This is a genomic window from Streptomyces sp. NPDC059853, from assembly GCF_042731495.1.
Classification (GTDB): Bacteria; Actinomycetota; Actinomycetes; order Streptomycetales; family Streptomycetaceae; genus Streptomyces.
Window position 1 is genome coordinate 1 of record NZ_JBHWJL010000036.1, and the last position, 22,227, is coordinate 22,227.

The window sequence follows — 22,227 nt, forward strand, 5'->3', positions numbered from 1 at the left end:
ACGGGGTGCCGTGGCCGGGCGGCGGCGGGTTCATCCGGCGATCAGGTCCCTATTTGAAGGACGCTTCGGCGAAGATCTCTTGCGTCAGCGGGGAGACGGTCGGCGGGTTGACATCGGCGGAGAAGGCGATGGACGGCGGCGAGGAGGAGATCGGCACGCCGGGCAGGAAGTCCATCACGAACTCGTTGGCCTCTTCGTAGAGGGCGACGCGGGCGTCGACGTCCGGCTCGGTGGAGGCGCGCTCCAGCAGGTCGAACAGCTCCTCGTTCTCGAAGCCCCATTCCTTCTGGTAGTTGGCGAACCAGGTGCCCAGGAAGTTGTAGCCGTCGTTGAAGTCGCCGGTCCAGCCGAGCAGGTACAGGTTGCAGCCGCCGTCGCGGGTGACCTCGGTGTAGTCCGGGTTCCACTTCAGGGCCTTGGGCTGGACGGTGATGCCGACGGCCTCCAGGTCGGCGCGCATGACCTCGTACAGGTCGGCCGGGGAGGGCATGTACGGGCGGGTGACCTCGGTCGGGTAGCAGAAGGTGAGGGTCAGGTCCTCCTCGCCGGCGTCGGCGAGCAACTGCTGGGACAGCTCGGGGTCGTAGTCGTAGGTGGTGACGTTGTCCGAGTAGCCGTCGACCGTGTCGGGCATGAACTGGGTCGCCACGACGCCGCCCTCGGGCAGCTGGGTGTCGACGAGGTTCTGCCGGTCCAGGGCGTGCGCGATGGCGGTGCGCACGTCGAGGTTCTCCAGGGCCGGGTGGCTGTCCTGGGTGATGCCCAGGTAGAAGATGTTGAAGACGTCCCGGGTGGGCACCTGGTAGCCGGCGTCGGTGAGGGTCTTCACGTCGGCGGGGGCGACCAGGTCGTAGCCGTGGATGTCGTTGCTCAGCAGCGCCTGGCGGCGGGCGGATTCCTCGGGGATGGTCTGGAAGACCAGCTTCTCGACACCCGCGGCCTCGCCCCAGTAGTCGTCGAAGCGGGAGAGGCTGATCTCGCCGTTGCCCTTGTTCCAGCCGTCGACCTTGAACGCGCCGGTGCCGGCGACCGTGCCGGCCTCCTGGCTGTAGCCCGGGAAGGTGATGGCGTCGCCCTCGCCGCTGGCGTCGTCCTCGGCGTAGGCCTCCAGGGCCGGGCCGGAGTGGATACCGAAGGCGGCGAGCGAGAATCCGCCGGGGTAGTTGGCGGAGGGCTGGGCGACCTCGATGACGGCGGTCAGCTCGTCGGGGGCGGTGCAGCCGACGTAGTTCGCCTCGGGCGTCTCGTCGTTCTCGTTGTTGGCGAACCCACCGAAAATCGTCTGCCAGTAATAGGACAGTGTGGTGTTCTGGTAGGTGCCGCTCCAGTTGTACCAGCGGTCGAAGTTGGCGCAGACGACTTCGCCGGTCAGCTCGGAACCGTCGTGGAACGTCACTCCGTCACGGAGGTTGAACGTCCACTCGGTACCGGCGTCGTTGCTCTCCCAGGTCTCGGCGAGGCTGCCCTCCAGCTCGGAGGTGCCGGGCTTGTGGTCGATCAGCGTTTCGAAGACCTGGCGGGTGACCCGGAAGGTCTCACCATCACTGGCCAGCGAGGGGTCGAGGGAGGCCGGATCGCCCGCGGCGCCGAAGACAAAGGTCCCCGTGGAGTCGGATCCCTTGGAGTCGCCTCCGTTGTCGCGGTCGCTGGAGCAGCCGGTCGCGATCACGCCGATCGCGGCGATGGCCGCAAGCGTCCGCACGGCCTTGGGTCTTGCTATGGACATCGTCCACCTCGAAGGGTCGGTGGTGGTAGGGCGTTTCGGTGGAGCGCACATTACTGCGCTGGTGCACAGCTGTGAACAGGCAAATGAACGGCGATACAGAGCTGAGACTTCACGTCCGTTCACCCCCACACGGGTGAACGCGCCCCGGGGGCGGCACAGCGCAAAGCCCTCAGTCACTGATGAAACATATAGAAAGGACAAAGCCACCAAGAGGACAGTAAATACCCACCTCCGACGCCCTATGAGGTGATTCGCTCATGATCGGTCGTATTCCGGTACTGGACGTCCAGCCGCGCATCGACTGCGGACGACGGCCCGTCAAAGCCGTACCCGGTGAGACATTCCGGGTCAGTGCCACCGTCTTCCGGGAGGGCGCCGGCGCCGTGGGGGCCAATGTGCTCCTGCGCGACCCCGCCGGGCGCGGCGGACCGTGGATCCCGATGCGCGAACTGGCGCCCGGCACCGATCGCTGGGGGGCCGACATCACCCCCGACGCCGAGGGCCGCTGGACGTACACGGTCGAGGCGTGGGCGGACCCGGTGGCCACCTGGCGGCAGACCGCGAAGATCAAGATCCCGGCGGGCATCGACACCGAGCTGACGCTCCTGGAGGGCTCGCAGCTGTACCGCGAGGCCGCCGCGGGCGTACCCAAGAGCGAGGGCCGCGACCTCGTGGCCCTGGCCGCCGACGCGCTGGCGGACACCACGCTGCCCGGCGCCGCCCGCCTCGCCGCCGCACTCGCGCCCGAGGTGACGGCCGTCCTCGCGCGCCACCCGCTGCGCACCCTGCTCAGCGCGGCCCGCCCGATGCCGCTGATCGTGGAGCGCGAGCGGGCGCTGTACGGGTCGTGGTACGAGATGTTCCCGCGCTCGGAGGGCGCGGTGGTGCGCCGGCACGCGCCCCCGGTCTCGGGCACGCTGCGCAGCGCGGCCCGCCGGCTGCCGGACATCGCGGCGATGGGGTTCGACGTGGTGTACCTGCCGCCGGTGCACCCGATCGGCACGGCGTTCCGCAAGGGGGCGAACGGGGCGCTGACGGCGGGTCCCGACGATGTCGGCTGCCCGTGGGCGATCGGCTCGGGGGACGGCGGGCACGACGCGATCCACCCCGACCTCGGCACGCTGGAGGACTTCGATCATTTCGTGGCGACGGCGCGCTCCCACGCCATGGAAGTCGCCCTGGATTTCGCACTCCAGTGCAGCCCGGATCACCCGTGGGTGAAACAGCACCCGGAATGGTTCCACAAGCGCTCGGACGGCTCGATCGCCTTCGCCGAGAATCCCCCCAAGAAGTACCAGGACATCTATCCGATCTCCTTCGAACAGGACTTCAGGGGCCTGGTCACCGAGACGCTGCGGATTCTGCGGTTCTGGATGGCGCGCGGGGTGCGGATCTTCCGGGTGGACAATCCGCACACCAAGCCGGTGGTGTTCTGGGAGAAGGTGATCGCGGAGATCAACCGCACCGACCCGGACGTGATCTTCCTGGCCGAGGCGTTCACCCGCCCCGCCATGATGCGCACCCTCGCCCAGATCGGCTTCCAGCAGTCGTACACCTATTTCACCTGGCGCAACACCAAGGAGGAGCTGACCGAGTATCTGACCGAGCTGAGCCGCGAGTCCTCCCCGTACATGCGCCCGAATTTCTTCGTGAACACGCCCGACATCCTGCACGCCTACCTCCAGACCGGCGGCCGGGCCGCGTTCGAGATCCGCGCCGTCCTGGCGGCCACCCTCTCGCCCTCCTGGGGGATGTACTCCGGCTACGAACTGTGCGAGAACACCGCGGCGGGCCCCGGCTCCGAGGAGTACGCGCACTCGGAGAAGTACCAGCTGCGCCCGCGCGACTGGGCCGCCGCCCGCAAGGCGGGTACCGGCATCGTCCCGCTCATCACGGCCCTCAACCGGCTGCGCCGGGAGCATCCGGCGCTGCGCCAGTTGCGCGATCTCCACTTCCACCGCACGGACAACGAGCACATCCTGGCCTACTCCAAGCGCAGCCGGACACCGCACGCCGATGCCGTGCTCATCGTGGTCAACCTCGATCCGCACCACACCCACGAAGCGACGGTCTCGTTGGACATGTCGGAACTCAAGGGGTGTGGCCTCACTGTCGCTCAGGAGAGTGGAGCCGAGCCCTTCCCGGTGTGCGACCAGCTCACCGGTGAGACCTATTACTGGGGCAGGGACAATTACGTGCGACTCGGGCCTGGAGTTGCGGACGCGCACACTTCGTCGGCGCACATCTTCTCCCTGCGACCGTCCTCACAGACCGGAGGGTCACCCACACATGAGCGTCAATGAGCCGGTCCTCGACACATTCGAGGACACGCCAGCCCGCGAACGCGACCCCGAGTGGTTCAAGCGCGCGGTGTTCTACGAGGTCCTTGTCCGCTCGTTCCAGGACAGCAACGGGGACGGGATCGGAGATCTGAAGGGCCTGACCTCGAAGCTGGACTATCTCCAGTGGCTGGGGGTCGACTGCCTGTGGCTGCCGCCCTTCTTCCAGTCACCGCTGCGCGACGGCGGCTACGACGTCTCCGACTACGGCGCGGTGCTGCCGGAGTTCGGTGACCTGGCCGACTTCGTGGAATTCGTGGACGCGGCCCACAGCCGTGGCATGCGCGTCATCATCGACTTCGTCATGAACCACACCAGCGACCAGCACCGCTGGTTCCAGGAGTCGCGCCGCGACCCGCAGGGCCCGTACGGCGACTACTACATGTGGGCCGACGACGACAAGGGGTACCCGGACGCCCGGATCATCTTCGTCGACACCGAGTCGTCGAACTGGGCGTTCGACCCGGTCCGCAAGCAGTACTACTTCCACCGCTTCTTCTCGCACCAGCCGGATCTCAACTACGAGAACCCGGCGGTGCGCAAGGAGATGATCTCGGCCCTGCGGTTCTGGCTGGACCTGGGGATCGACGGCTTCCGGCTGGACGCGGTGCCGTATCTGTACGCCGAGGAGGGCACCAACTGCGAGAACCTCCCGGCCTCGCACAACTTCCTCAAGGAGGTGCGGGCCGAGATCGACCGGGACTACCCGGACACGGTGCTGCTGGCCGAGGCCAATCAGTGGCCCGAGGACGTCGTCGACTACTTCGGCGACTACGAGGCGGGCGGCGACGAGTGCCACATGGCGTTCCACTTCCCGGTGATGCCGCGCATCTTCATGGCGGTGCGCCGCGAGTCGCGCTACCCGGTCTCGGAGATCCTGGCCAAGACCCCGCAGATCCCCTCGGGCTGCCAGTGGGGCATCTTCCTGCGCAACCACGACGAGCTGACCCTGGAGATGGTCACCGACGAGGAGCGCGACTACATGTACGCGGAGTACGCCAAGGACCCGCGGATGCGCGCCAACATCGGGATCCGGCGCCGGCTGGCCACCCTGCTGGACAACGACCGCAACCAGATCGAGCTGTTCACGGCGCTGCTGCTGTCGCTGCCCGGCTCGCCGATCCTCTACTACGGGGACGAGATCGGGATGGGGGACAACATCTGGCTGGGCGACCGGGACGCGGTGCGCACCCCCATGCAGTGGACCCCGGACCGCAACGCCGGCTTCTCCACCTGCGACCCGGGGCGGCTGTTCCTGCCGGCCATCATGGACCCGGTGTACGGGTACCAGGTCACCAATGTGGAGGCGGCGATGAGTTCGCCGTCCTCGCTGCTGCACTGGACCCGGCGGATGGTGGAGATCCGCAAGCAGAATCCGGCGTTCGGCCTGGGGACGTACGCCGAACTGCCCTCGTCCAACCCGGCGGTCCTGGCGTTCGTCCGGGAGCACGGGGACGACATCGTGCTGTGCGTGCACAACTTCTCCCGCTTCTCCCAGCCCACCGAGCTGGATCTGCGGACGTGGGAGGGGCGGTACCCGGTGGAACTCATCGGCGGGGTGCGCTTCCCCGCGATCGGGGAGCTGCCGTATCTGCTGACCCTGGCCGGGCACGGCTTCTACTGGTTCCGGCTGCGGCAGGGCTCGGAGGCCGGCTGAGCCGGACGTGCGGGCGGGGGTGCCACGCCTCCGCCCGGCGGTACCGCTGACACCCGCACGACTGTTCCTTTCGCGTCCTTTCGCGACACGTCCCGCACCATCCGCGCAACAAACGCGTCAATACGGGACACTTCAGCACATAATCAAGTGTGCTCGGGGAAAGGACGCCATGTCGGAAAGCTCCTCGCCCCGCGCTGCGTCCTTCCCTTCTTCTCCGGGCGATCCCCGGGTTGATGTCACGCAGGGCGGGGCTCTGCTGCGTTCACTGACCGGGCCGCTGGCCCGCTGGCTGCCCCGGCAGCGCTGGTTCGCCGGCAAGGGCCGGCCGCTGGCCGGGCTCACCCTGCTGTCGGCCACCGAACTGCTGCCGTGCGACGCGCCCGGGTACGCCCCGGGGCTGCTGCATCTGCTGGTGCGCACCCGCCAGTCGGGCCCGGCCCCGGCGGCGGGCGACTGCTACCAGCTGCTGCTGGGGGTACGCGCCGCGCTGCCCCCGGACCTCATGCCCGCGCTGGTGGGCCGCCCCAGCGAAGGGCCGCTGCGGGACCGCGCCGTGTACGAGGCGCTGTACGACCCCCGGCTCGCCGCCGTCCTGCTGGAGCGGCTGCGGACACCGGGCCGGCTCGGCGCGCTGCGGTTCGACCGGGCGCCGGGCACCGAGATCCCGCACGGGCTCACCGCCCGGGCGCTGAGCGGCGAACAGACCAACTCCTCCGTGGTGTACGGCGAGACCCACATCCTCAAGCTGTTCCGCCGGGTCTCCCCCGGTCTGCACCCCGATCTGGAGCTGCCGCGGGCGCTGGCGGCGGCCGGCTGCACCCGGGTGCCCGCGCCCAGCGCCTGGTTCGAGGCGTCGTGGCCGGACGGCGGCGGCGAACCGCTGACACTGGGGGTCCTCCAGCCCTATCTGGCCGGGTCGAGCGACGGCTGGCAGCTGGCGCTGCACTCCCTGGGCAGCCGCGCCGACTTCAGCAGCGCGGCGCACGCGCTGGGGCGTGCGATGGCCGAGGTGCACACCGCGCTGGCGCAGACCCTGCCCACCTCGGTCCTGGACCGCGGGCAGCTGGAACAGACCGCGACCGCCATGCACGACCGGCTGGCCCAGGCGGCCGGCGCCGTGCCGGAGCTGCGCCCGTACCGCACCGGGCTGGGGCGGGCGTACACGGCGCTGGCCGGGTACGCGCGCGGCGGCGGCGACTGCCTCGCCCAGCGGCTGCACGGCGATCTCCATCTGGGGCAGGTGCTGCGCCGCTCGGGCGAGGCGCACTGGTCGGTGATCGACTTCGAGGGCGAGCCGGCCAGGCCGCTGGCCGACCGCCGGCTGCCGGGCCCGCCGGTGCGGGACATCGCGGGCATGCTGCGGTCCTTCGACTACGCGGCCTGCCAGCATCCGGACGGCGGTTCCTGGGCCGCGGACTGGTCGCGGGCCAGCCGCGGCGCGTTCTGCCGCGGGTACGCGGCGGCCAGCGGCTTCGATCCGCTCAGCACCCCGGAGGTCCTGCGCGCCTACGAGACGGACAAGGCCGTCTACGAGGTGCTGTACGAGGCCAGGCACCGGCCGCACTGGCTGCATGTGCCGATGACCGCGATCCGCCGGCTGGCCGCCGCCACCCCCTGACGGCCCGGCGGTTTCTCCGCCCCCGCTCGCCTCCCTCCCCCGTCACTCCTCTCTCTTCTCCCTTCTCTCTTCTTCTCTCCTTCCTTTCCTCTCTTCTCCCTTCGCACCGAGGAGCATCCGCCGTGGAACGTGACCGCCTGCTGACCGGCGCGCACCATGATCCGCACGCCCTGCTGGGGGCGCACGCGGCGCCCGGCGGGGTGGTGATCCGCGTACTGCGCCCCGGCGCACGGGCGGTGACCGTGGTGGCGCCCAAGCTGCGCGCCACGCTCACGGACACCGGTGACGGCCTGTTCGAGGCGGTGCTCCCGCTGTCCGCGCCACCCCGCTACCGGCTGCTCGTCACCGAGAAGGCCGGCGGGCCGCCGGTGGTGGTGGAGGACCCGTACCGCTTCCTGCCCGCCCTCGGCGAGCTGGATCTCCATCTGATCGCCGAGGGTCGGCACGAGCGGCTGTGGGAGGCGCTGGGCGCCCGGGTGCTCACCCACGAGGGGGTGCGCGGCACCCGGTTCACGGTGTGGGCCCCGCACGCCCGGGGGGTGCGGGTGGCCGCCGACTTCAACGGCTGGGACGGCACCGGGCATCCGCTGCGCTCGCTCGGTGGCAGCGGGGTGTGGGAGCTGTTCGTGCCCGGCGTCGGCGCGGGCGTGCGGTACAAGTTCGACATCTGCCGCCCGGACGGCAGCCACACCCTGCGCGCCGACCCCCTGGCCCGGCGCACCGAGTGCCCGCCCGCGAACGCCTCGGTGGTGCACGAGAGCCGCTACCGGTGGGGCGATGAGGAGTGGATGACGCGGCGGGCCGGGCACGCGGCGACCGACGCGCCGATGTCCGTGTACGAACTGCACCTCGGCTCCTGGCGTCCCGGGCTCGGCGCCCGGGAGCTGGCGGAGCAGTTGCCGGAGTACGTGCGGGATCTGGGCTTCACGCATGTGGAACTGATGCCGCCCGCCGAGCACCCCTACGGCCCGTCCTGGGGCTACCAGGTGACGGGCTACTACGCCCCGACCGCGCGGCTCGGCACGCCGGAGGACGTCAAGCACCTGGTGGACGCGCTGCACCGGGCGGGCATCGGGGTCCTGATGGACTGGGTGCCCGGCCACTTCCCGAAGGACGACTGGGCGCTGGCGGTCTTCGACGGCGAGCCGTGCTACGAGCACCCGGATCCGGCGCGCGCCGAGCACCCCGACTGGGGCACGCTGGAGTTCGACTGGGGCCGGCGCGAGGTGCGCAACTTCCTGGTGGCCAACGCCCTGTACTGGTGCGAGGAGTACCACATCGACGGGCTGCGGGTGGACGCTGTCGCCTCGATGCTGTACCTGGACTACTCCCGCCCGCCGGGCGCCTGGACGCCGAACGAGCACGGCGGCCGGGAGAACCCGGACGCGGTGGCGTTCCTCCAGGAGCTGAACGCCACCCTGCACCGCCGCTGCCCCGGGGTGGTCACCGTCGCCGAGGAGTCCACCGCCTGGGACGGGGTCACCCGGGCGCCCGAGCAGGTCGGGGAGTCCGGGTTCGGCGGCCTGGGCTTCGACTACAAGTGGAACATGGGCTGGATGCACGACTCGCTGGTCTACATGGGGCGGGACCCGGTGCACCGCGCGTACCACCACGACGAGATCACGTTCTCCATGGTGTACGCGTACGCCGAGAACTATGTGCTGCCGATCTCGCACGACGAGGTGGTGCACGGCAAGCGCGCCCTGGTGAACAAGATGCCGGGCGACTGGTGGCAGCGGCGGGCCGGGCACCGCGCGTATCTGGGGTTCATGTGGGCCCATCCGGGCAAACAGCTGCTGTTCATGGGGCAGGAGTTCGCCCAGGGCGCGGAGTGGTCGGAGGTCGAGGGGCCGCAGTGGTGGACGCTGGCCGCCGGCTATCCGGCGGCCGGTGACCACCGCGGGGTACAGGATCTGGTGCGCGAGCTGAACCGCGTCTACCGGGCGGTCCCGGCGCTGTGGGAGCGGGACACCGAGCCGTCCGGCTTCGCGTGGATCGACGCGGGCGCGGCGGCGGACAACGTGCTGGCGCATCTGCGGTTCGCGGCGGACGGCGACCCGCTGATCTCGGTGAGCAACTTCTCGCCGGTGGTGCGCGGGGGCTACCGGCTGGGCGTCCCCGGCCACGTCCCGGCCTGGTCGGAGGTGCTGAACACGGACGCGGCGGCGTACGGCGGCAGCGGGCTGACCCACCCGGAGCCGCTGAAGACCGAGGCGGTGCCCTGGCACGGCCGGGACAGCAGCATCGCGCTCACCCTGCCCCCGCTGGCCACCCTCTGGCTGCGGCCGGCGCCCTGATCCGTCCGTAACGTCACGAACACATGTGCGTCAGGGCCCGTGTGGCGGGGCATCCTCCCGTCCACATGATCACAGCGGAGTGATCTACGTACTGCGAAGGACGGAAACATGTCGGCTTCGAGTGAGGTGCGCGCGCCCGCGGGCGTGAAGGAGACATCCACGGGGACACCACGCCGGGTGTGGATCGGCCGGTTCCTCGGCCCGGTGCTCGCCGTGCTGACCTACGCGCTGCTGTCCGGCGACACATCGCTGCCCACACCGGCGCGCACCACGGCCGCCGTGGTGGTGCTGGTGGCGGTGTGGTGGATGACGGAAGCGCTCCCGCTGCCCGCCACCTCACTGATCCCGATCGTCGCCTTCCCGCTGCTGGGCATCCTGGAGATCGGGGAGGCCACGGCACCGTTCGCCCACCCCACGGTCTTCCTCTACATGGGCGGATTCATCATCGCGCTGGCGATGCAGAAGTGGAATCTGCACAAGCGGATCGCGCTGCTCACGATGCGCGCCATCGGCACCCGGCCGTCCCGGCTGATCCTGGGCATCATGGTGGCCACCGCGTTCATCAGCATGTGGGTCAACAACACCGCCACCGCGCTGATGATGCTGCCGATCGGCACCAGCGTGCTGGCCATGGTGATGGCGCAGAACAACGACGGCGACGAACAGGCCGCGACGGACCGGGCCAACTTCGCCACCGCCCTGATGCTGTCGATCGCCTACTCCGCCTCCATCGGCGGGCTGGCCACCCTGGTCGGCAGCCTGCCGAACCTGATCATGAAGGGATTCGTGGAGCAGACCTACGGCGTCACCATCGGCTTCGTCGACTGGATGAAGCTGGGGGTCCCGGTCACGGTGCTCTTCCTCGCTTTCACCTGGTTCTATCTGACCCGGATCGCTTTCCGGGTCAACCTCTCCAACGTCGCCGGGGGCCAGGACGCCGTCCGGGAGGAGCTGGCGAAGATGGGCCCGATGTCACGCGGCGAGTGGTCGGTGCTGGTGGTCTTCGTCTCCACCGCGTTCCTGTGGCTGTTCCGGGACCAGCTGACCGGCTGGACGGCCCTGACCGACCTGCTGCCGTTCATGGCACGCCTGACCGACGAGGGCATCGCGATCACCGCGGCCGTCGCCCTCTTCCTCATCCCGGTGCGCCCCCGCGAGGGAGAACAGGCCATGGACTGGCGGACCGCGCAGGAGGGCATCCCGTGGGGCGTGCTGCTGCTGTTCGGCGGCGGTCTGTCGCTGGCGCTCGCGGTGCAGACGACAGGGCTGAGCGCGTACATCGGGGACCGGATGAGCGGCCTCGGCGTCCTGCCGACCGTGCTGCTGATCGCGGCGGTGTGCGGCACGATCCTGCTGGTGACCGAGCTCGTCAGCAACACCGCCACCGCCTCCACCTTCCTGCCGGTGCTGGGCGGGGTGGCGGTCTCCATCGGCATCGACCCGCTGCTGCTGCTCGTACCCGCCGCGCTGGCCTGCACCTGCAGCTTCATGATGCCGGTCGGTACCCCGCCGAACGCCATCGTCTTCGGCTCCGGCTACATCACCCTTCCCCAGATGGTCAGGGCGGGCGTCTGGCTCAACATCTTCGGGGTGCTCATGATCACCGGGCTGATCATGGTGATCGGCCCCTGGGCCCTGGGCATCCAGCTGTAGGGCGTCCCGGCCGGCCGCCCCGCGGCCGGCCGGCCCGGACGGGTGCGCACCTGCCTACACTCATCCACAGGTCCGATATCCCGGCAGGTGCCCCCCATGCGTGTTCTCCGCGCCAGACGCTCACGGCTGAGCCTGGCGCGTCAGCTGTTCACGCTACAGATCGTGCTGATCCTGCTGCTGGTCGTCACCAGCGCGGTGCTGGTCTTCCTCCAGGTGCGCCACGACAACCGCGCCGACACCGAGCACCAGGTGACCACCTTGGCCTCCGGGCTCGCCGAGCTGCCCGAGGTGCGGCGCGCGGTGGCCGGCGAGGATCCGGCGGCGACGCTCCAGCCGCTGGCCGCGTCGGTGCGGAAGGCCACCGGCACCGACTTCATCGTGTTCATGGCGCCCGACCGGACCCGGTACTCGCACACCGATCCCGAGCTGATCGGCCTGCGCTTCCGCGGCAACATCGACCGCGCGCTCGCCGGGGATTCCTTCACCGAGAGCTACGAGGGCACCCTGGGCCCGTCCATCCGGGCGGTGGTGCCCATCACCGACGACCGGGGCGAGGTCACCGCGCTGGTGTCCGTCGGTGTGCTCCAGAAGAAGATCGGCGCCGAGCTGAGCCGCCGGCTCGCGCCCGTGGTGCCCGTCTCGGCGGGTGCCCTCATCCTGGCCGGCGCCGGGTCGTGGGCGATCAGCCGGCGTCTCGACCGGCAGACCCTGGGACTGGGCGCCGAGGAGATCACCCGGCTCTACGAGCACCACGACGCCGTGCTGCGCACCGTGCGCGAGGGCCTGCTGATCGTCTCCCCGCGCGGTGTGCTGATCCTGGTCAACGACCATGCCAGGCGGCTGCTGGCGCTGCCGGAAGGGGTCGAGGGCCGTCCGGTGCTCGACCTGGGGCTGCCCTCCCCCGTCGGGCCGCTGCTGACCTCCGGCTCCCCGGTGACCGACCGGCTGTGCGTGCACGGCGACCGGGTGCTGGTGCTCAACCAGGAGCGGATCGAGCGGCACGGCCGCCACCTCGGCACCGTGACCACGCTGCGCGATCACACCGAGCTGGAGGCGCTGGCCGGCGAGCTGGACTCGGCGCGCGGCTTCGCCGAGGCGCTTCGCTCCCAGGCGCACGAGTCGGCGAACCGGCTGCACACCGTGGTCACCATGATCGAGCTGGGCCGGCCGGAGCAGGCGGTGGAGTTCGCCACCGTGGAGCTGGCCTCGGCGCAGGCGCTCGCGGACCGGCTGACCGAGGAGGTCCAGGAGCCGGCGCTGGCCGCGCTGCTGCTGGGCAAGGCGGCGCAGGCCGCCGAGAAGGGCGTCGAGCTGGAGATCACCGACGACACCGCCGTCGCCGAGGCCGGGTTCGCGCCGCGTGATCTGGTGACACTGGTCGGCAACCTCGTGGACAACGCCATCGAGGCGGCGCTGGCCGCCCCGCCGCCGCGCCGGGTCACGGTGACCGCCAGGACCGAGGGCGACAGCCTGCTGGTGCGGGTCTCCGACTCGGGTGCCGGGCTGGACGGCGCGGCGCTGGAGTCCATGTTCCGGCGCGGCTGGACCACCAAGCGGGCGCAGGGGGCGCGCGGGCAGGGGCTCGGGCTGGCCCTGGTGCGTCAGGTCATCGACCGTTACGGCGGGGACGTCGAGGTCAGCGGCGACGCCGGGGCGGTCTTCACCGTACGTCTGTACCGAGGAACGGCACCGTCATGATCAGCACGCTCGTCGTCGAGGACGACCCCCGTATCGCGGACGCACACGCCCAGTTCACGGCCCGGGTGCCGGGCTTCACGGTGGCCGGCACGGTGCACCGGGGCTCGGAGGCGCTGGACTTCCTGGACCGGCGCCCGGTCGATCTGGTGCTGCTGGACTTCTATCTGCCGGACATGACCGGTCTGGACGTGTGCCGGGGGCTGCGGGCGCACGGGCATCTGGCGGACATCATCGCGGTGACCTCGGCGCGGGATGTGCAGATCGTGCGGTCCGCGCTGGCGTACGGGGTGGTGCAGTACCTGCTGAAGCCGTTCACCTTCGCGGCGTTCCGCGACAAGCTGGAGCGGTACGCGGAGTACCGGCGGCGGCTGGCGGGGCACGGCAGGACGGCGGCGCAGCAGGACCTGGACCGGGCCTTCGGCGCGCTGCGCGGCTCGGTGGGCGGGCCGCTGCCGAAGGGGATGAGCAATCAGACGCTGTCCTCGGTGGTGGACGCGCTGCGCGCGCACGCCCCGCGCGGGCTGACGGCGTCCGAGACGGCGGACCGGCTGGGCATGGCGCGGGTGACGACCCGGCGTTATCTGGAGCATCTGGCCGGCCAGGGGCTGGTCAGCCGCCGCCCCCGGTACGGGACGCAGGGCCGCCCCGAGCACGTGTACCACTGGAGCGATCCGGCGGCGGGCCGGGCGTGATCCGTACCGTGGCGGTGTGCGCTCGCGCGGCGGCGGGCCGGCCCCGCCAGGGGGGCGCGGCTACTTCGCCCGCTGCCTCCAGCACGAGAGCGACCATCTGGCCGGGCGGCTCTACGTGGACCGGCTCTCGCAGCGGGAGCGCAAACGGGCGCTGCGCGCCATGGCCGAACAGCGGGACGAGGTGTTCGCCCGCCGGGCGGCACGGACCGAAGCACGACGGGCGGACAGGCGCACACGGTAGGAGCAGGCGCACACATCACAGCGCCCCCACACGCCCCCTCTTCACAACCTGTTCGCGGCGAAACCGCTGCCGTGCTGCGGACGGTCGCGGTACCGTTGCTCTGCGCCATCGCACGTGGCGCCCTCGCGAGGCCGCTTCCCCCCGCTCAACCGGAGAAGGGCACCCCACCGCATGACCCCCGCACCAACCCCACCTCCCGCCGCGCCCACCCCGGCCCACCCCCGTACCTCGGAGAAACTGCGCGCCGACGTCCGCAAGGCCAACGCGCTCAGCGCCGCCAACCGCCTGAGCAAGGAAGGCGGCGCCAAGTGACCCGTGCTCTGTTCCAGTTCCAGGCGTGGACCGTCGCGCCGGACGAGGAGCCGGACGCCGAGCCCATCACGTTCGGCGCCCAGTGCGCGGTGTGCCGCCACACCTCGTCCCGCTCGACCGTCCAGCAGGACGTGGCGGACTGGGTGCGCGACCACGCCGCGCGCAACCCCTCCCACCACAGCTACCGGGAGCTGATCCAGCGCCCCCTGCGCGCCTGGATGCCGCACACCGTCAACCCCTGACGGGGCCCGGCGGCGACGGGGGGTGGCGAGGGCGTCACTGTTAGGCTCCCCCGATGCAGTTGCGACTCACCTCCACCGTTCTGGCCGCGCCCGACGCTCATGAACTGGCGGCCTTCTACCGTCGGTTGCTCGGCTGGAACACGGTGGAGGAAGAGGATGGCTGGGTACGGCTGGCCCCCGCGGACGGCGATGTGGGCATCGCCTTCAGCACTGATGCCGATTTCGTGCGGCCCGTGTGGCCGGCCACGGGGGACGGTCAGCGCAGAACACAGCACCTGGACATCCAGGTCGACGACCTGGCCGCCGCGGAGGCGCACGCCCGCTCCTGCGGGGCGGTGCCGGCCGAGTACCAGCCGAACGAGGGTGTCCGCGTCCACTTCGACCCGGCCGGCCATCCGTTCTGTCTGTGGGTGGCCCACTGAGTACAACGCGAACGGTCCTTCGCCGGGGCGCACGTCAGCACCGGCCGGGCCCCCGCTCACAGGGCCCGGCCGGTCGCCGGATCAGACGGTCGCCTCGCGGTAGTACGGGTCGAGGACCGTGCCCTTGCGGGCGCTCTCGTCGTACGTGTAGACCTCGCGGCCCTCGATGAAGACCCGCTGGGCGCGGCTCATCACGTCGAGCGGGTCGCCGGACCAGATCACCACGTCACCGTCGAGACCGGGGGTCAGCGAGCCGACGCGATCGTCCAGGCCCAGGATCTCGGCCGGGTGGGTGGTGATGGTGCGCAGCGCGGTGGAGCGTTCCAGGCCCTCCTTGACGCACAGGGTGACCTGGTGCACCAGGAAGTTGATCGGCACCACCGGGTGGTCGGTGGTGATCGCGACCTTGACGCCGGCCCGTTCCATGATGCCGGGGCCCGCCAGGGTGCGGTGGCGCAGTTCCACCTTGCTGCGGGTGGTGAACAGCGGCCCGGTGATCACGGGGACGCCGCGGCGGGCGAGTTCGTCCGCGATCAGGTGGCCCTCGGTGGCGTGGTTGACCACGACCTGGTAACCGAACTCGTCGGCCAGCCGCAGCGCGGTGGCGATGTCGTCGGCGCGGTGCGCGTGCTGGCACCACGGCAGTTCACCGTCCAGCACCCGGGCGAGGATCTCCAGGGTGTTGTCGCGCTCGAAGGGGGTGCCCTCGGCCTGCGCGTGCGCCCGCCTGGCGGCGTAGTCCTGCGCCTTGGTGAGGGCGTCACGGATGACGGCCGCCACGCCCTGCCGGGTGGAGGGCAGTTGCTTCTTCTCGCCGTAGACCCGCTTGGGGTTCTCGCCGAGCGCGCTCTTGACGCTGACCGGCTCGCGGATCAGCATCTCCTCCACGGTGCGGCCCCAGGACTTCACCGCGACGGTCTGACCGCCTATCGGGTTGCCGGAGCCGGGCTTGATGACGGCGCTGGTGACCCCGCCCGCGAGGGCGTCGGCGAAGCCGGTGTCGGCCGGGTTGATGGCGTCCAGGGCACGCATCCGGGCGCCGACGGGGTCGGTCATCTCGTTGGTGTCCTGGCCGGCCCAGCCCTCGGCCTCCTCGTGGACGCCGATGTGGCCGTGCGCCTCGACGAAGCCGGGCAGCACCCAGGAGCCGGCCGCGTCCACCGTGGTGACGCCCTCGGGGACGGTCACCTCGGCGTCGGGGCCCACGGCGGCGATCTTGCCGTCGATGATGAGGACGGTGCCGCCGTCGATGGGCTCGGCGGCGACGGGAACGACGTATCCGGATCTGATCGCGATATCCATGGACGATGAACCTATCTCATGCCGCGGCGGGCGCCACGGCTGCGGACGGGCAGGTCAGGGCGGTGGCGGCCGGTACGCGGTGCCAACGGCGCCCCATCGGCGGGCAGTTGCCGGGTCAGGACCCGGCGGCCCACTCCCCGGCCAGCGCCGTCATCCGCTCCCCGTACCCGCCGTCGTCCGGGCCGAAGTGCACGGCCACCGCCGCGGCCCCGGCCGCCCCGAACGCGCGCGCCTCCGCCGCCGTGGCGCGGGCGTCCGTCCACGCGATCCGGGTGGTGGCGGCCACCCGCCGGGCGCCGGCCAGGGCGCGCAGTTGGGCGGCGCGGTCGGCGAACTCCGGCGGGGTGAGCGCGAACGCCTGCCAGCTGTCCGCGTACCGGGCGGCCCGGCGCAGCGCCGGTGCGGAGGTGCCGCCGGTCATCAGGTGCAGCCGGGGCACCGGGTGCGGGGCGAAGACGCCGCGCTCGTACCCGTGGAACTCGCCCTCGAACGGCCCGTCCCCGCCCTCGGTGAGATGGCGCAGCAGCCGCAGCGCCTCGTCCGTGCGGGCCGCGCGCCGTTCGAAGTCGGCGCCGACCGCCTCGAACTCGGCGCGGTCCCAGCCGAGGCCCACGCCCAGGACCAGCCGGCCCGCCGAGAGCTGCTGGAGGGTGGCGGCCTGCTTCGCCACCACGAAGGGGCTGCGCAGCGGCAGCACCAGGACGGAGGTGCCCAGCCGGATCCGGTGGGTGACGGCGGCCAGGTAGCCGAGGGTGACCAGGGGTTCGTGGACGCCGCCGTACACCGGCCCGTACGGGCCGGGCGGCAGCAGGTGGTCGGGGAGCCACACCGCCGCGTAGCCCAGGTCCTCGGCCTGCCGGGCGAGTGCGGCCAGGGCGCGCGGGTCGGCGTCGGCCCGCTCGCTGGGCAGGACGGCTTCGAGAACGGGGGTCGGGGTCATATGCGCTCCTGTCGCAGGAAGGTGAGCACGGGCGCCAGCCAGCCGCGCGGGTCCTCCACCATCGCGACGTGGTCGGTGTCGGTCTCCGCGTACCGGGCTCCGGGGATGCGGTCGGCGAGAAGACGGGAGTTGGCGGGCGGCACCATACTGTCGCGCGCGGCGGCGATCACCAGGGTGGGAACGGCGATCCGGGGCAGGTCGGCGGTGGTGTCCAGGTGCGGGACGAGGTCGATGTGCGGGTGGACGCGGGCCGGCTCGGCGGCCCGCCAGCCCGGGAGCAGCCCGAGCAGATGGGCGTCGGCGCGGGCGAATCCGGCGGTGAGCACCAGGGCGCGCACCCGCTCCGGGTGGCGCACGGCGGCCCGGACGGCGACGGTGGTGCCGAGCGAGAAGCCGAGCAGCGTGAACGTCTCGTGGCCCCGGGAGACGGCCGCGTCCACGACGGCGTCGGTGAGCGTGTCCAGGTCGAGCGGCCCGGCGGGCGGGGTGGCGCCTGAGCCGGGGTAGTCGGGGGCGATGACGGTGTGGGCGGCGGCGAGCGCCGGGATGACCGGGGCGTAGTTGCCGGCGATGGACCCGGTGGCACCGTGGGCGAGCAGCAGGGCGGGGCCGGAGCCGGTGACGGCGGTGGCCAGGGGCGGGAAGGAAACGGGCATGCCCCCACGTTGATCCCTGACACCGGTGTCAAGGTCAAGGAGGGTGACGGGGATCATGCTGATCGGGGAACTGTCACGCCGTACGGGGGTGCCTGCCCGGCTGCTGCGCTACTACGAGCAGCGCGGACTGCTGGCGTCCGAGCGGGACCTCAACAACTACCGGCAGTACGCGGCGGACGCCCCGCGGACGGTCGCCCGGATCCGGGAGATGCTGGCCGCCGGGCTCCCCACCGAGGCCATCCGGACGCTGCTGCCGTGCGCGGACGGCGCGGACGCCGGGGCCGATCCGTGCCCGGAGGTGCTGCGCACCCTGGCCACCGAGTTGGACCGGCTGGAGACGGCCATGGCTTCGCTGAACGAGCGCCACGACGCCCTGATCGCCTTCCGGGCCGCGTTTCTGGACCGGGCGGCGGTCGCGGAGTAGCTCCGCACGAGCGGTCCCGGCGGGGTTGCGCCGGGACGGCGCCCGGGGGCGGCCTCGACCGCCGCCGGGGGCACGCAGGGTGTCCGGGCGGAGCGTGAGCGGGTTCCCGGGGTCCGTGCTCTCCCGCGACCGCAGCAGGCCGTCCGGACCAGCGGCGACGTTGACGCGGTGGGGACTTCTGCCCCGGACAGCCACTCATGACCCTTCGCCTTCAGTCGTCTCTCGCGATCCGGCGGATGAGATGCTGGCACTTCCGCGCTGTGAGCGCGCGGCTCTCCCTCCGGTGAAGGATCGACCGGCACCGGCTGACCTGGGCCTCAGCGTCCAGGCACGTACACCCATGGCCGGCGTCCACGATGACCGTCCCACCAACCCCGTGGCCGGCCACCCGTCACACCGGTCGGCGCATCGACCAGGTCGGAGTCGTCGCGGTTGGACGCGGGCCCGTGGCTCGCGGAGTTCAGCGCCCCACCACCTCGTGCTGCGCAGCCCCGTGCGCGTCATCCGGGCCGATGGCGACACCCGGGTGAATCCGCGCACACCGGCGCAAGTCGATTGAGGCCCGCTCCCGGCCGTCCCTACCGTGCTGGTCATGCCAGAGAACCTGTACGACCAGGCCATCACCGGCCCGTTCCACGCGCTGTGCGGGGGCGGCGAGGACAACGACGGAACGATGGAGGACTGCCTCACCCTCGCCGAACTGGCGGGCGGCGGGTACGCGGTCCGGGACACCAAGCTCGGGGACGAGAGCCCGGAGCTGCGCTTCACGAAGGCCGAACTGATCGCGGCGGCCCACCGGCTCGCCGCACTCGACTGAGCGCCCTCACGGCTGCGGGTGGGGATGCCTCTGGTGGAGCCGGAGACATCCCCACCCGGGAACGTACCGTCCCCTCCTACTGCGGAGTCCTTCCATGGCCCTGGCGGCTCTCATCGACGACGCCGAGAGGTTCCTCGGCGCGTGGCCGACCACGCCCCACCTGTTCCACCGCCCGCCCGACAGCTTCCGTTCGCTGCTGACCCGGGAGGAGGTGGACGATCTCATCGACCACGACTGTCTGGGCCTGCGGAACGTCGCACTGCTCAAGGAGAGCCGGCCTGTCGAGCCGTTCCGCTACGCGGACGGCGACGCCCCGCGCCGGGGAGCGCTGCGGCGCCACCTGGAGGAGGGCGGCACCCTGTCGCTGCGGCAGTTGGAACGGCTGAAACCGTCGCTCGCCGTGCTGCACCGGGAACTGGTGGCGGAGACCGGTTACGCCGTCCACGTCAACGCGTACTACACACCGGCGGGCGCGCACGGGCTCACATACCACTACGACCCCTATCTGACGCTGATCGTCCAGCTGTCCGGCAGCAAGGCATGGCCCACGCACCGGCCGTTCGTGGCCAATCCGGTGCGCGGACATCTGAGCTTCCACCAGCTGGGGTTCACGACAGAGCAGCGGCACTACCTGGAGCACGCCGCGCCCGAGGAGACCTACACCCTGCGGCCCGGCGATGTGCTGTGGCTGCCCAGGGGCTACGTCCACTCGCCGTACACCGTCGGTGCGGAGCCCTCGCTCCATCTGACCATCGCGCTCAAGGAGCGCACCTGGCACTGGGTCGCGGAGCAGCTCACGGACGCGGTACTGGACCGGGCGCTGCGCGATCCGGCCATGCGGGCCGCCGTCGCGCCGGCCGAGATCACCTCGGCCCCGGTCCGGGCGGTGCGGGAGATGCGCGCCTACCTGGTCGGCGCGCTGCTGACGCTCGACCAGGACGCCATGGCCGGCCTCATACGCGAGGCGGCCCTGCGTCCCGAGTGACACCCCACCGCCAGAAGGCTGAGCGACCTACCCATGAACCGTGTGGACATCGACTGGCGAACCGTCCTGCGCGGCGGACCGCCGGCCGACCGGCCGGGCCTGCACTGGCACGGCTTCCTGTGGATCGGCAACGGCAACGATCTCTACGCCTACAAGCACCAGCCGGAACGGACGGCGGGCACCGCCGAGTTCCCCGCCTCGGTGCTGCCGCCGGAGAGCACTGCTCACTACCTGCTGAAGGCGCGTCTCGTCCAGGGCACCTGGACGACCGCCGGTGCGGCGGCCGACTGGATGCGGGCGCAGTGGGACGCGAGCACCCCCACCGTGACCCATGTGGACCCGGACAACCGCCGCCAGTACAGCGAGGTCACCCTCTCCCACGGCGAGGACGACGTGTGGCGCTGGTGGCATCCCGCACCGCCCGGCCCGGGCATGGTGCATGTCGCGGTGGTGTGCTGCCCGCACAAGTCGGCGGCGGGCCGTGCCCTTCCGTGTCCGGAGGCGCCGCGTGCCGACTCGAACATGTAGAAGTCCGTGCAAGCCAGTGGCGCGACATCTGTCACTGACTGCAAGATCACCTCTACCGATCGTCACTCGGCGAAGTGGAGGCAGCATGGCATTGCACAAGTTGGGGAAGGACCCGGAGAGCGAGCTCAACGACTCTCCGACGATCTACCTGGACGACAAGAGCGGAAACTACATCCTCCAGGGCTGGCGGGTCACCGACCCCGAGCGCCTGGCTCAGCTCGACATCCCCAAGCACGAAACGGTCATCGAGTTCCCCCGCCGCATGATGCAGTTCTTCCCGGAGGTGAGCGATGACCGCCGTGCCGGACTTTGATGAGCTGCTGAACAACGCCCAGCACACCGCGTATCACCTGGAGATGCGCGACGGGTACATGCTGGACGGCAGTTACGCCGCCTGGAAGGCCAACGGGCAACTGGACCCCCGGAACCAGTGGCCCTGGTGGTACAACCTGGTGTCGTCCGCCGTATCCCGTGGTGTGGCGGTGCACCGGGCACGCATCGTCTCGGAGCCGATCTCCTCCTACATCCGATTCGAGTACGAGGTCACGGGACCGCTCAACGTCAAGGCCGGGGAGAAGGTGCGCTGGCTTCCCCGCAGGCTGGCGACCGACATCGCGCTGCCGGGGAACGACTTCTGGCTGTTCGACAACACCACGCTGCTCATCAACCACTTCGCCGGCAACGGTGACATGACGGGCAAGGAGATCGTCACGGATCCCGCCGTGGCCGAACTGTGCGCCTCGGCTTTCGACAAGGTGTGGGAGCGGGCGACGCCGCACGAGGAGTATCAGCCAGACTGACCTGGTGACCTCGCCATCGAACGGCCGGCAGGCCCGCGCGGAACTGGGGAAGCGGTTGCGGGAGATCCGGCAGAACGCCGGGATCACCGCGCGTGAGCTCGCCGCGCGGGCCGGTTGGCATGAGTCCAAGTGCAGTCGCATCGAGAACGGCCGGACCCTGCCCTCCGAAAGCGACCTGCGGATGTGGGCCCGGCAGTGCGGGGTGGCCGGGGAAGCCGCAGATCTGGTCGCCACGGTGCGCACCATCGAGGGCGCCTACCTGCAGTGGCCGCGCGTGGAGCGCCAAGGGCTGCGCCGGATGCAAGCCTCGGCCCAGCCCTTGTGGGAGCGCACACGGCATTTCCGTTCCTACTCCTCGTGGCTCATCCCCGGACTGCTCCAGACGCCGAGCTACACCGGAGCCGTGCTGGGCGCCGTCCGCGACCGGAAGGGACTGGGCGACGAGGTGCGGGACGCTGTGCAGCTCCGCATGGAGAGACAGCGCATCCTGGGCCTGGCACCACGTCGCTTCGCCTTCGTCGTCGAGGAGAGCGTCCTGCGGCACCGGGTTGTCGACCGTCAGGCCATGGCCGAGCAGCTCGGTCACCTGATGTGGATCGCGAAGCGTCCCAATCTCAGCCTGGGAGTGATTCCGCTGGACGCGGACCGTACCGGCATGTGGCCTGTCGAGAGTTTCTGGTTGTTCGACGACGACCAGGTCAATGTCGAGCTGGTCGCCGCCTATCTCACCGTCACCCAGCCGAACGAGGTCGCCGCCTACGCCCGTACCTTCGCCGCCCTCGCCGATCTCGCCGTGCACGGGGACGCCGCCCGGCAGTTGATCGGGAACGCCGTCGAGGCGTTGTCCGCGCCCGGTCGGGCGCTCTGAGAGCGCCCGA

21 protein-coding genes and 1 pseudogene are annotated in these 22,227 nt (G+C 71.0%); 18 read left to right on the forward strand and 4 right to left on the reverse strand.

Annotation, left to right across the window (positions count from 1 at the left end):
• Positions 1–49: 49 nt before the first annotated feature.
• Positions 50–1,726, reverse strand: a complete 1,677-nt coding sequence (locus tag ACFV5N_RS06485; protein WP_385594881.1) for an ABC transporter substrate-binding protein — start codon at positions 1,724–1,726, stop codon at positions 50–52.
• A 257-nt stretch (positions 1,727–1,983) separates the two neighbouring features.
• Between ACFV5N_RS06485 and ACFV5N_RS06490 the strand changes: the two genes are divergently transcribed.
• From ACFV5N_RS06490 to ACFV5N_RS06540, 11 genes and pseudogenes are all read left to right on the forward strand, one after another.
• On the forward strand, positions 1,984–4,029 hold the full coding sequence (locus tag ACFV5N_RS06490; RefSeq protein ID WP_385594884.1) for a maltotransferase domain-containing protein: 2,046 nt from the start codon (positions 1,984–1,986) through the stop codon (positions 4,027–4,029).
• Positions 4,016–5,722, forward strand: coding sequence for a maltose alpha-D-glucosyltransferase (gene treS / locus ACFV5N_RS06495; protein WP_385594887.1), 1,707 nt, complete (start codon positions 4,016–4,018; stop codon positions 5,720–5,722). The genes ACFV5N_RS06490 and treS overlap by 14 nt, the downstream gene beginning before the upstream one ends.
• 169 nt (positions 5,723–5,891) lie before the next feature.
• The gene (locus ACFV5N_RS06500) at positions 5,892–7,340 is read left to right on the forward strand and encodes a phosphotransferase (RefSeq protein WP_385594890.1); all 1,449 of its coding nucleotides are present in this window, start codon (positions 5,892–5,894) and stop codon (positions 7,338–7,340) included.
• Positions 7,341–7,462: 122 nt separating this feature from the next.
• Positions 7,463–9,637, forward strand: coding sequence for a 1,4-alpha-glucan branching enzyme (gene glgB / locus ACFV5N_RS06505; protein ID WP_385594892.1), 2,175 nt, complete (start codon positions 7,463–7,465; stop codon positions 9,635–9,637).
• Positions 9,638–9,745: 108 nt separating this feature from the next.
• Positions 9,746–11,290 carry an SLC13 family permease gene (locus tag ACFV5N_RS06510; protein WP_385594895.1) on the forward strand — a complete coding sequence of 515 codons (1,545 nt, stop codon included), beginning with the start codon at positions 9,746–9,748 and terminating at the stop codon, positions 11,288–11,290.
• Between the two features lie 96 nt (positions 11,291–11,386).
• The gene (locus tag ACFV5N_RS06515; protein WP_385594898.1) at positions 11,387–12,988 is read left to right on the forward strand and encodes an ATP-binding protein; all 1,602 of its coding nucleotides are present in this window, start codon (positions 11,387–11,389) and stop codon (positions 12,986–12,988) included.
• Positions 12,985–13,680 (forward strand): response regulator, encoded by a 696-nt coding sequence (locus ACFV5N_RS06520; RefSeq protein WP_385594900.1) that lies wholly within the window; start codon positions 12,985–12,987, stop codon positions 13,678–13,680. The genes ACFV5N_RS06515 and ACFV5N_RS06520 overlap by 4 nt, the downstream gene beginning before the upstream one ends.
• Positions 13,681–13,726: 46 nt before the next feature.
• Positions 13,727–13,921 (forward strand): annotated as a pseudogene (locus ACFV5N_RS06525) (peptide deformylase); the annotation flags it as partial.
• 171 nt (positions 13,922–14,092) lie between these two features.
• Positions 14,093–14,233: a hypothetical protein gene (locus ACFV5N_RS06530; RefSeq protein WP_019434342.1), complete on the forward strand. Its 141-nt coding sequence runs from the start codon at positions 14,093–14,095 to the stop codon at positions 14,231–14,233.
• Entirely contained in the window at positions 14,230–14,475 is a 246-nt protein-coding gene (locus tag ACFV5N_RS06535) for a hypothetical protein (RefSeq protein WP_385594903.1), read from the forward strand. Before ACFV5N_RS06530 ends, ACFV5N_RS06535 begins: the two co-directional genes overlap by 4 nt.
• Before the next feature lie 53 nt (positions 14,476–14,528).
• Positions 14,529–14,897, forward strand: a complete 369-nt coding sequence (locus ACFV5N_RS06540) for a VOC family protein (RefSeq protein ID WP_385594906.1) — start codon at positions 14,529–14,531, stop codon at positions 14,895–14,897.
• 81 nt (positions 14,898–14,978) lie between these two features.
• On the opposite strand, the gene ACFV5N_RS06545 is transcribed toward ACFV5N_RS06540, so the two are convergent.
• The 3 genes from ACFV5N_RS06545 to ACFV5N_RS06555 form a co-directional block, all read right to left on the reverse strand.
• The gene (locus ACFV5N_RS06545) at positions 14,979–16,199 is read right to left on the reverse strand and encodes an amidohydrolase (protein WP_385594909.1); all 1,221 of its coding nucleotides are present in this window, start codon (positions 16,197–16,199) and stop codon (positions 14,979–14,981) included.
• 115 nt (positions 16,200–16,314) lie between these two features.
• Positions 16,315–17,139, reverse strand: coding sequence for a TIGR03619 family F420-dependent LLM class oxidoreductase (locus ACFV5N_RS06550; protein ID WP_385594912.1), 825 nt, complete (start codon positions 17,137–17,139; stop codon positions 16,315–16,317).
• Positions 17,136–17,795, reverse strand: a complete 660-nt coding sequence (locus ACFV5N_RS06555; protein ID WP_385594914.1) for an alpha/beta fold hydrolase — start codon at positions 17,793–17,795, stop codon at positions 17,136–17,138. The genes ACFV5N_RS06550 and ACFV5N_RS06555 overlap by 4 nt, the downstream gene beginning before the upstream one ends.
• A 55-nt stretch (positions 17,796–17,850) precedes the next feature.
• Here ACFV5N_RS06555 and ACFV5N_RS06560 point away from each other — a divergent pair, with 55 nt between their 5' ends.
• From ACFV5N_RS06560 to ACFV5N_RS06590, 7 genes are all read left to right on the forward strand, one after another.
• Positions 17,851–18,219, forward strand: a complete 369-nt coding sequence (locus tag ACFV5N_RS06560; protein WP_385594917.1) for a MerR family transcriptional regulator — start codon at positions 17,851–17,853, stop codon at positions 18,217–18,219.
• Between the two features lie 592 nt (positions 18,220–18,811).
• Entirely contained in the window at positions 18,812–19,036 is a 225-nt protein-coding gene (locus ACFV5N_RS06565; protein ID WP_037756120.1) for a DUF397 domain-containing protein, read from the forward strand.
• A 94-nt stretch (positions 19,037–19,130) separates the two neighbouring features.
• Positions 19,131–20,021 carry a JmjC domain-containing protein gene (locus tag ACFV5N_RS06570; RefSeq protein WP_385594920.1) on the forward strand — a complete coding sequence of 297 codons (891 nt, stop codon included), beginning with the start codon at positions 19,131–19,133 and terminating at the stop codon, positions 20,019–20,021.
• A 33-nt stretch (positions 20,022–20,054) separates the two neighbouring features.
• A complete protein-coding gene (locus tag ACFV5N_RS06575) occupies positions 20,055–20,549 on the forward strand; it encodes a hypothetical protein (RefSeq protein ID WP_385594923.1) in 495 nt (164 codons plus the stop codon).
• A gap of 85 nt (positions 20,550–20,634) precedes the next feature.
• A complete protein-coding gene (locus ACFV5N_RS06580) occupies positions 20,635–20,862 on the forward strand; it encodes a hypothetical protein (protein WP_346070807.1) in 228 nt (75 codons plus the stop codon).
• Positions 20,840–21,349 carry a DUF6879 family protein gene (locus tag ACFV5N_RS06585; RefSeq protein ID WP_385594926.1) on the forward strand — a complete coding sequence of 170 codons (510 nt, stop codon included), beginning with the start codon at positions 20,840–20,842 and terminating at the stop codon, positions 21,347–21,349. The genes ACFV5N_RS06580 and ACFV5N_RS06585 overlap by 23 nt, the downstream gene beginning before the upstream one ends.
• Positions 21,350–21,353: 4 nt before the next feature.
• Positions 21,354–22,217, forward strand: coding sequence for a helix-turn-helix domain-containing protein (locus ACFV5N_RS06590; RefSeq protein ID WP_385594929.1), 864 nt, complete (start codon positions 21,354–21,356; stop codon positions 22,215–22,217).
• Positions 22,218–22,227 lie beyond the last annotated feature (10 nt).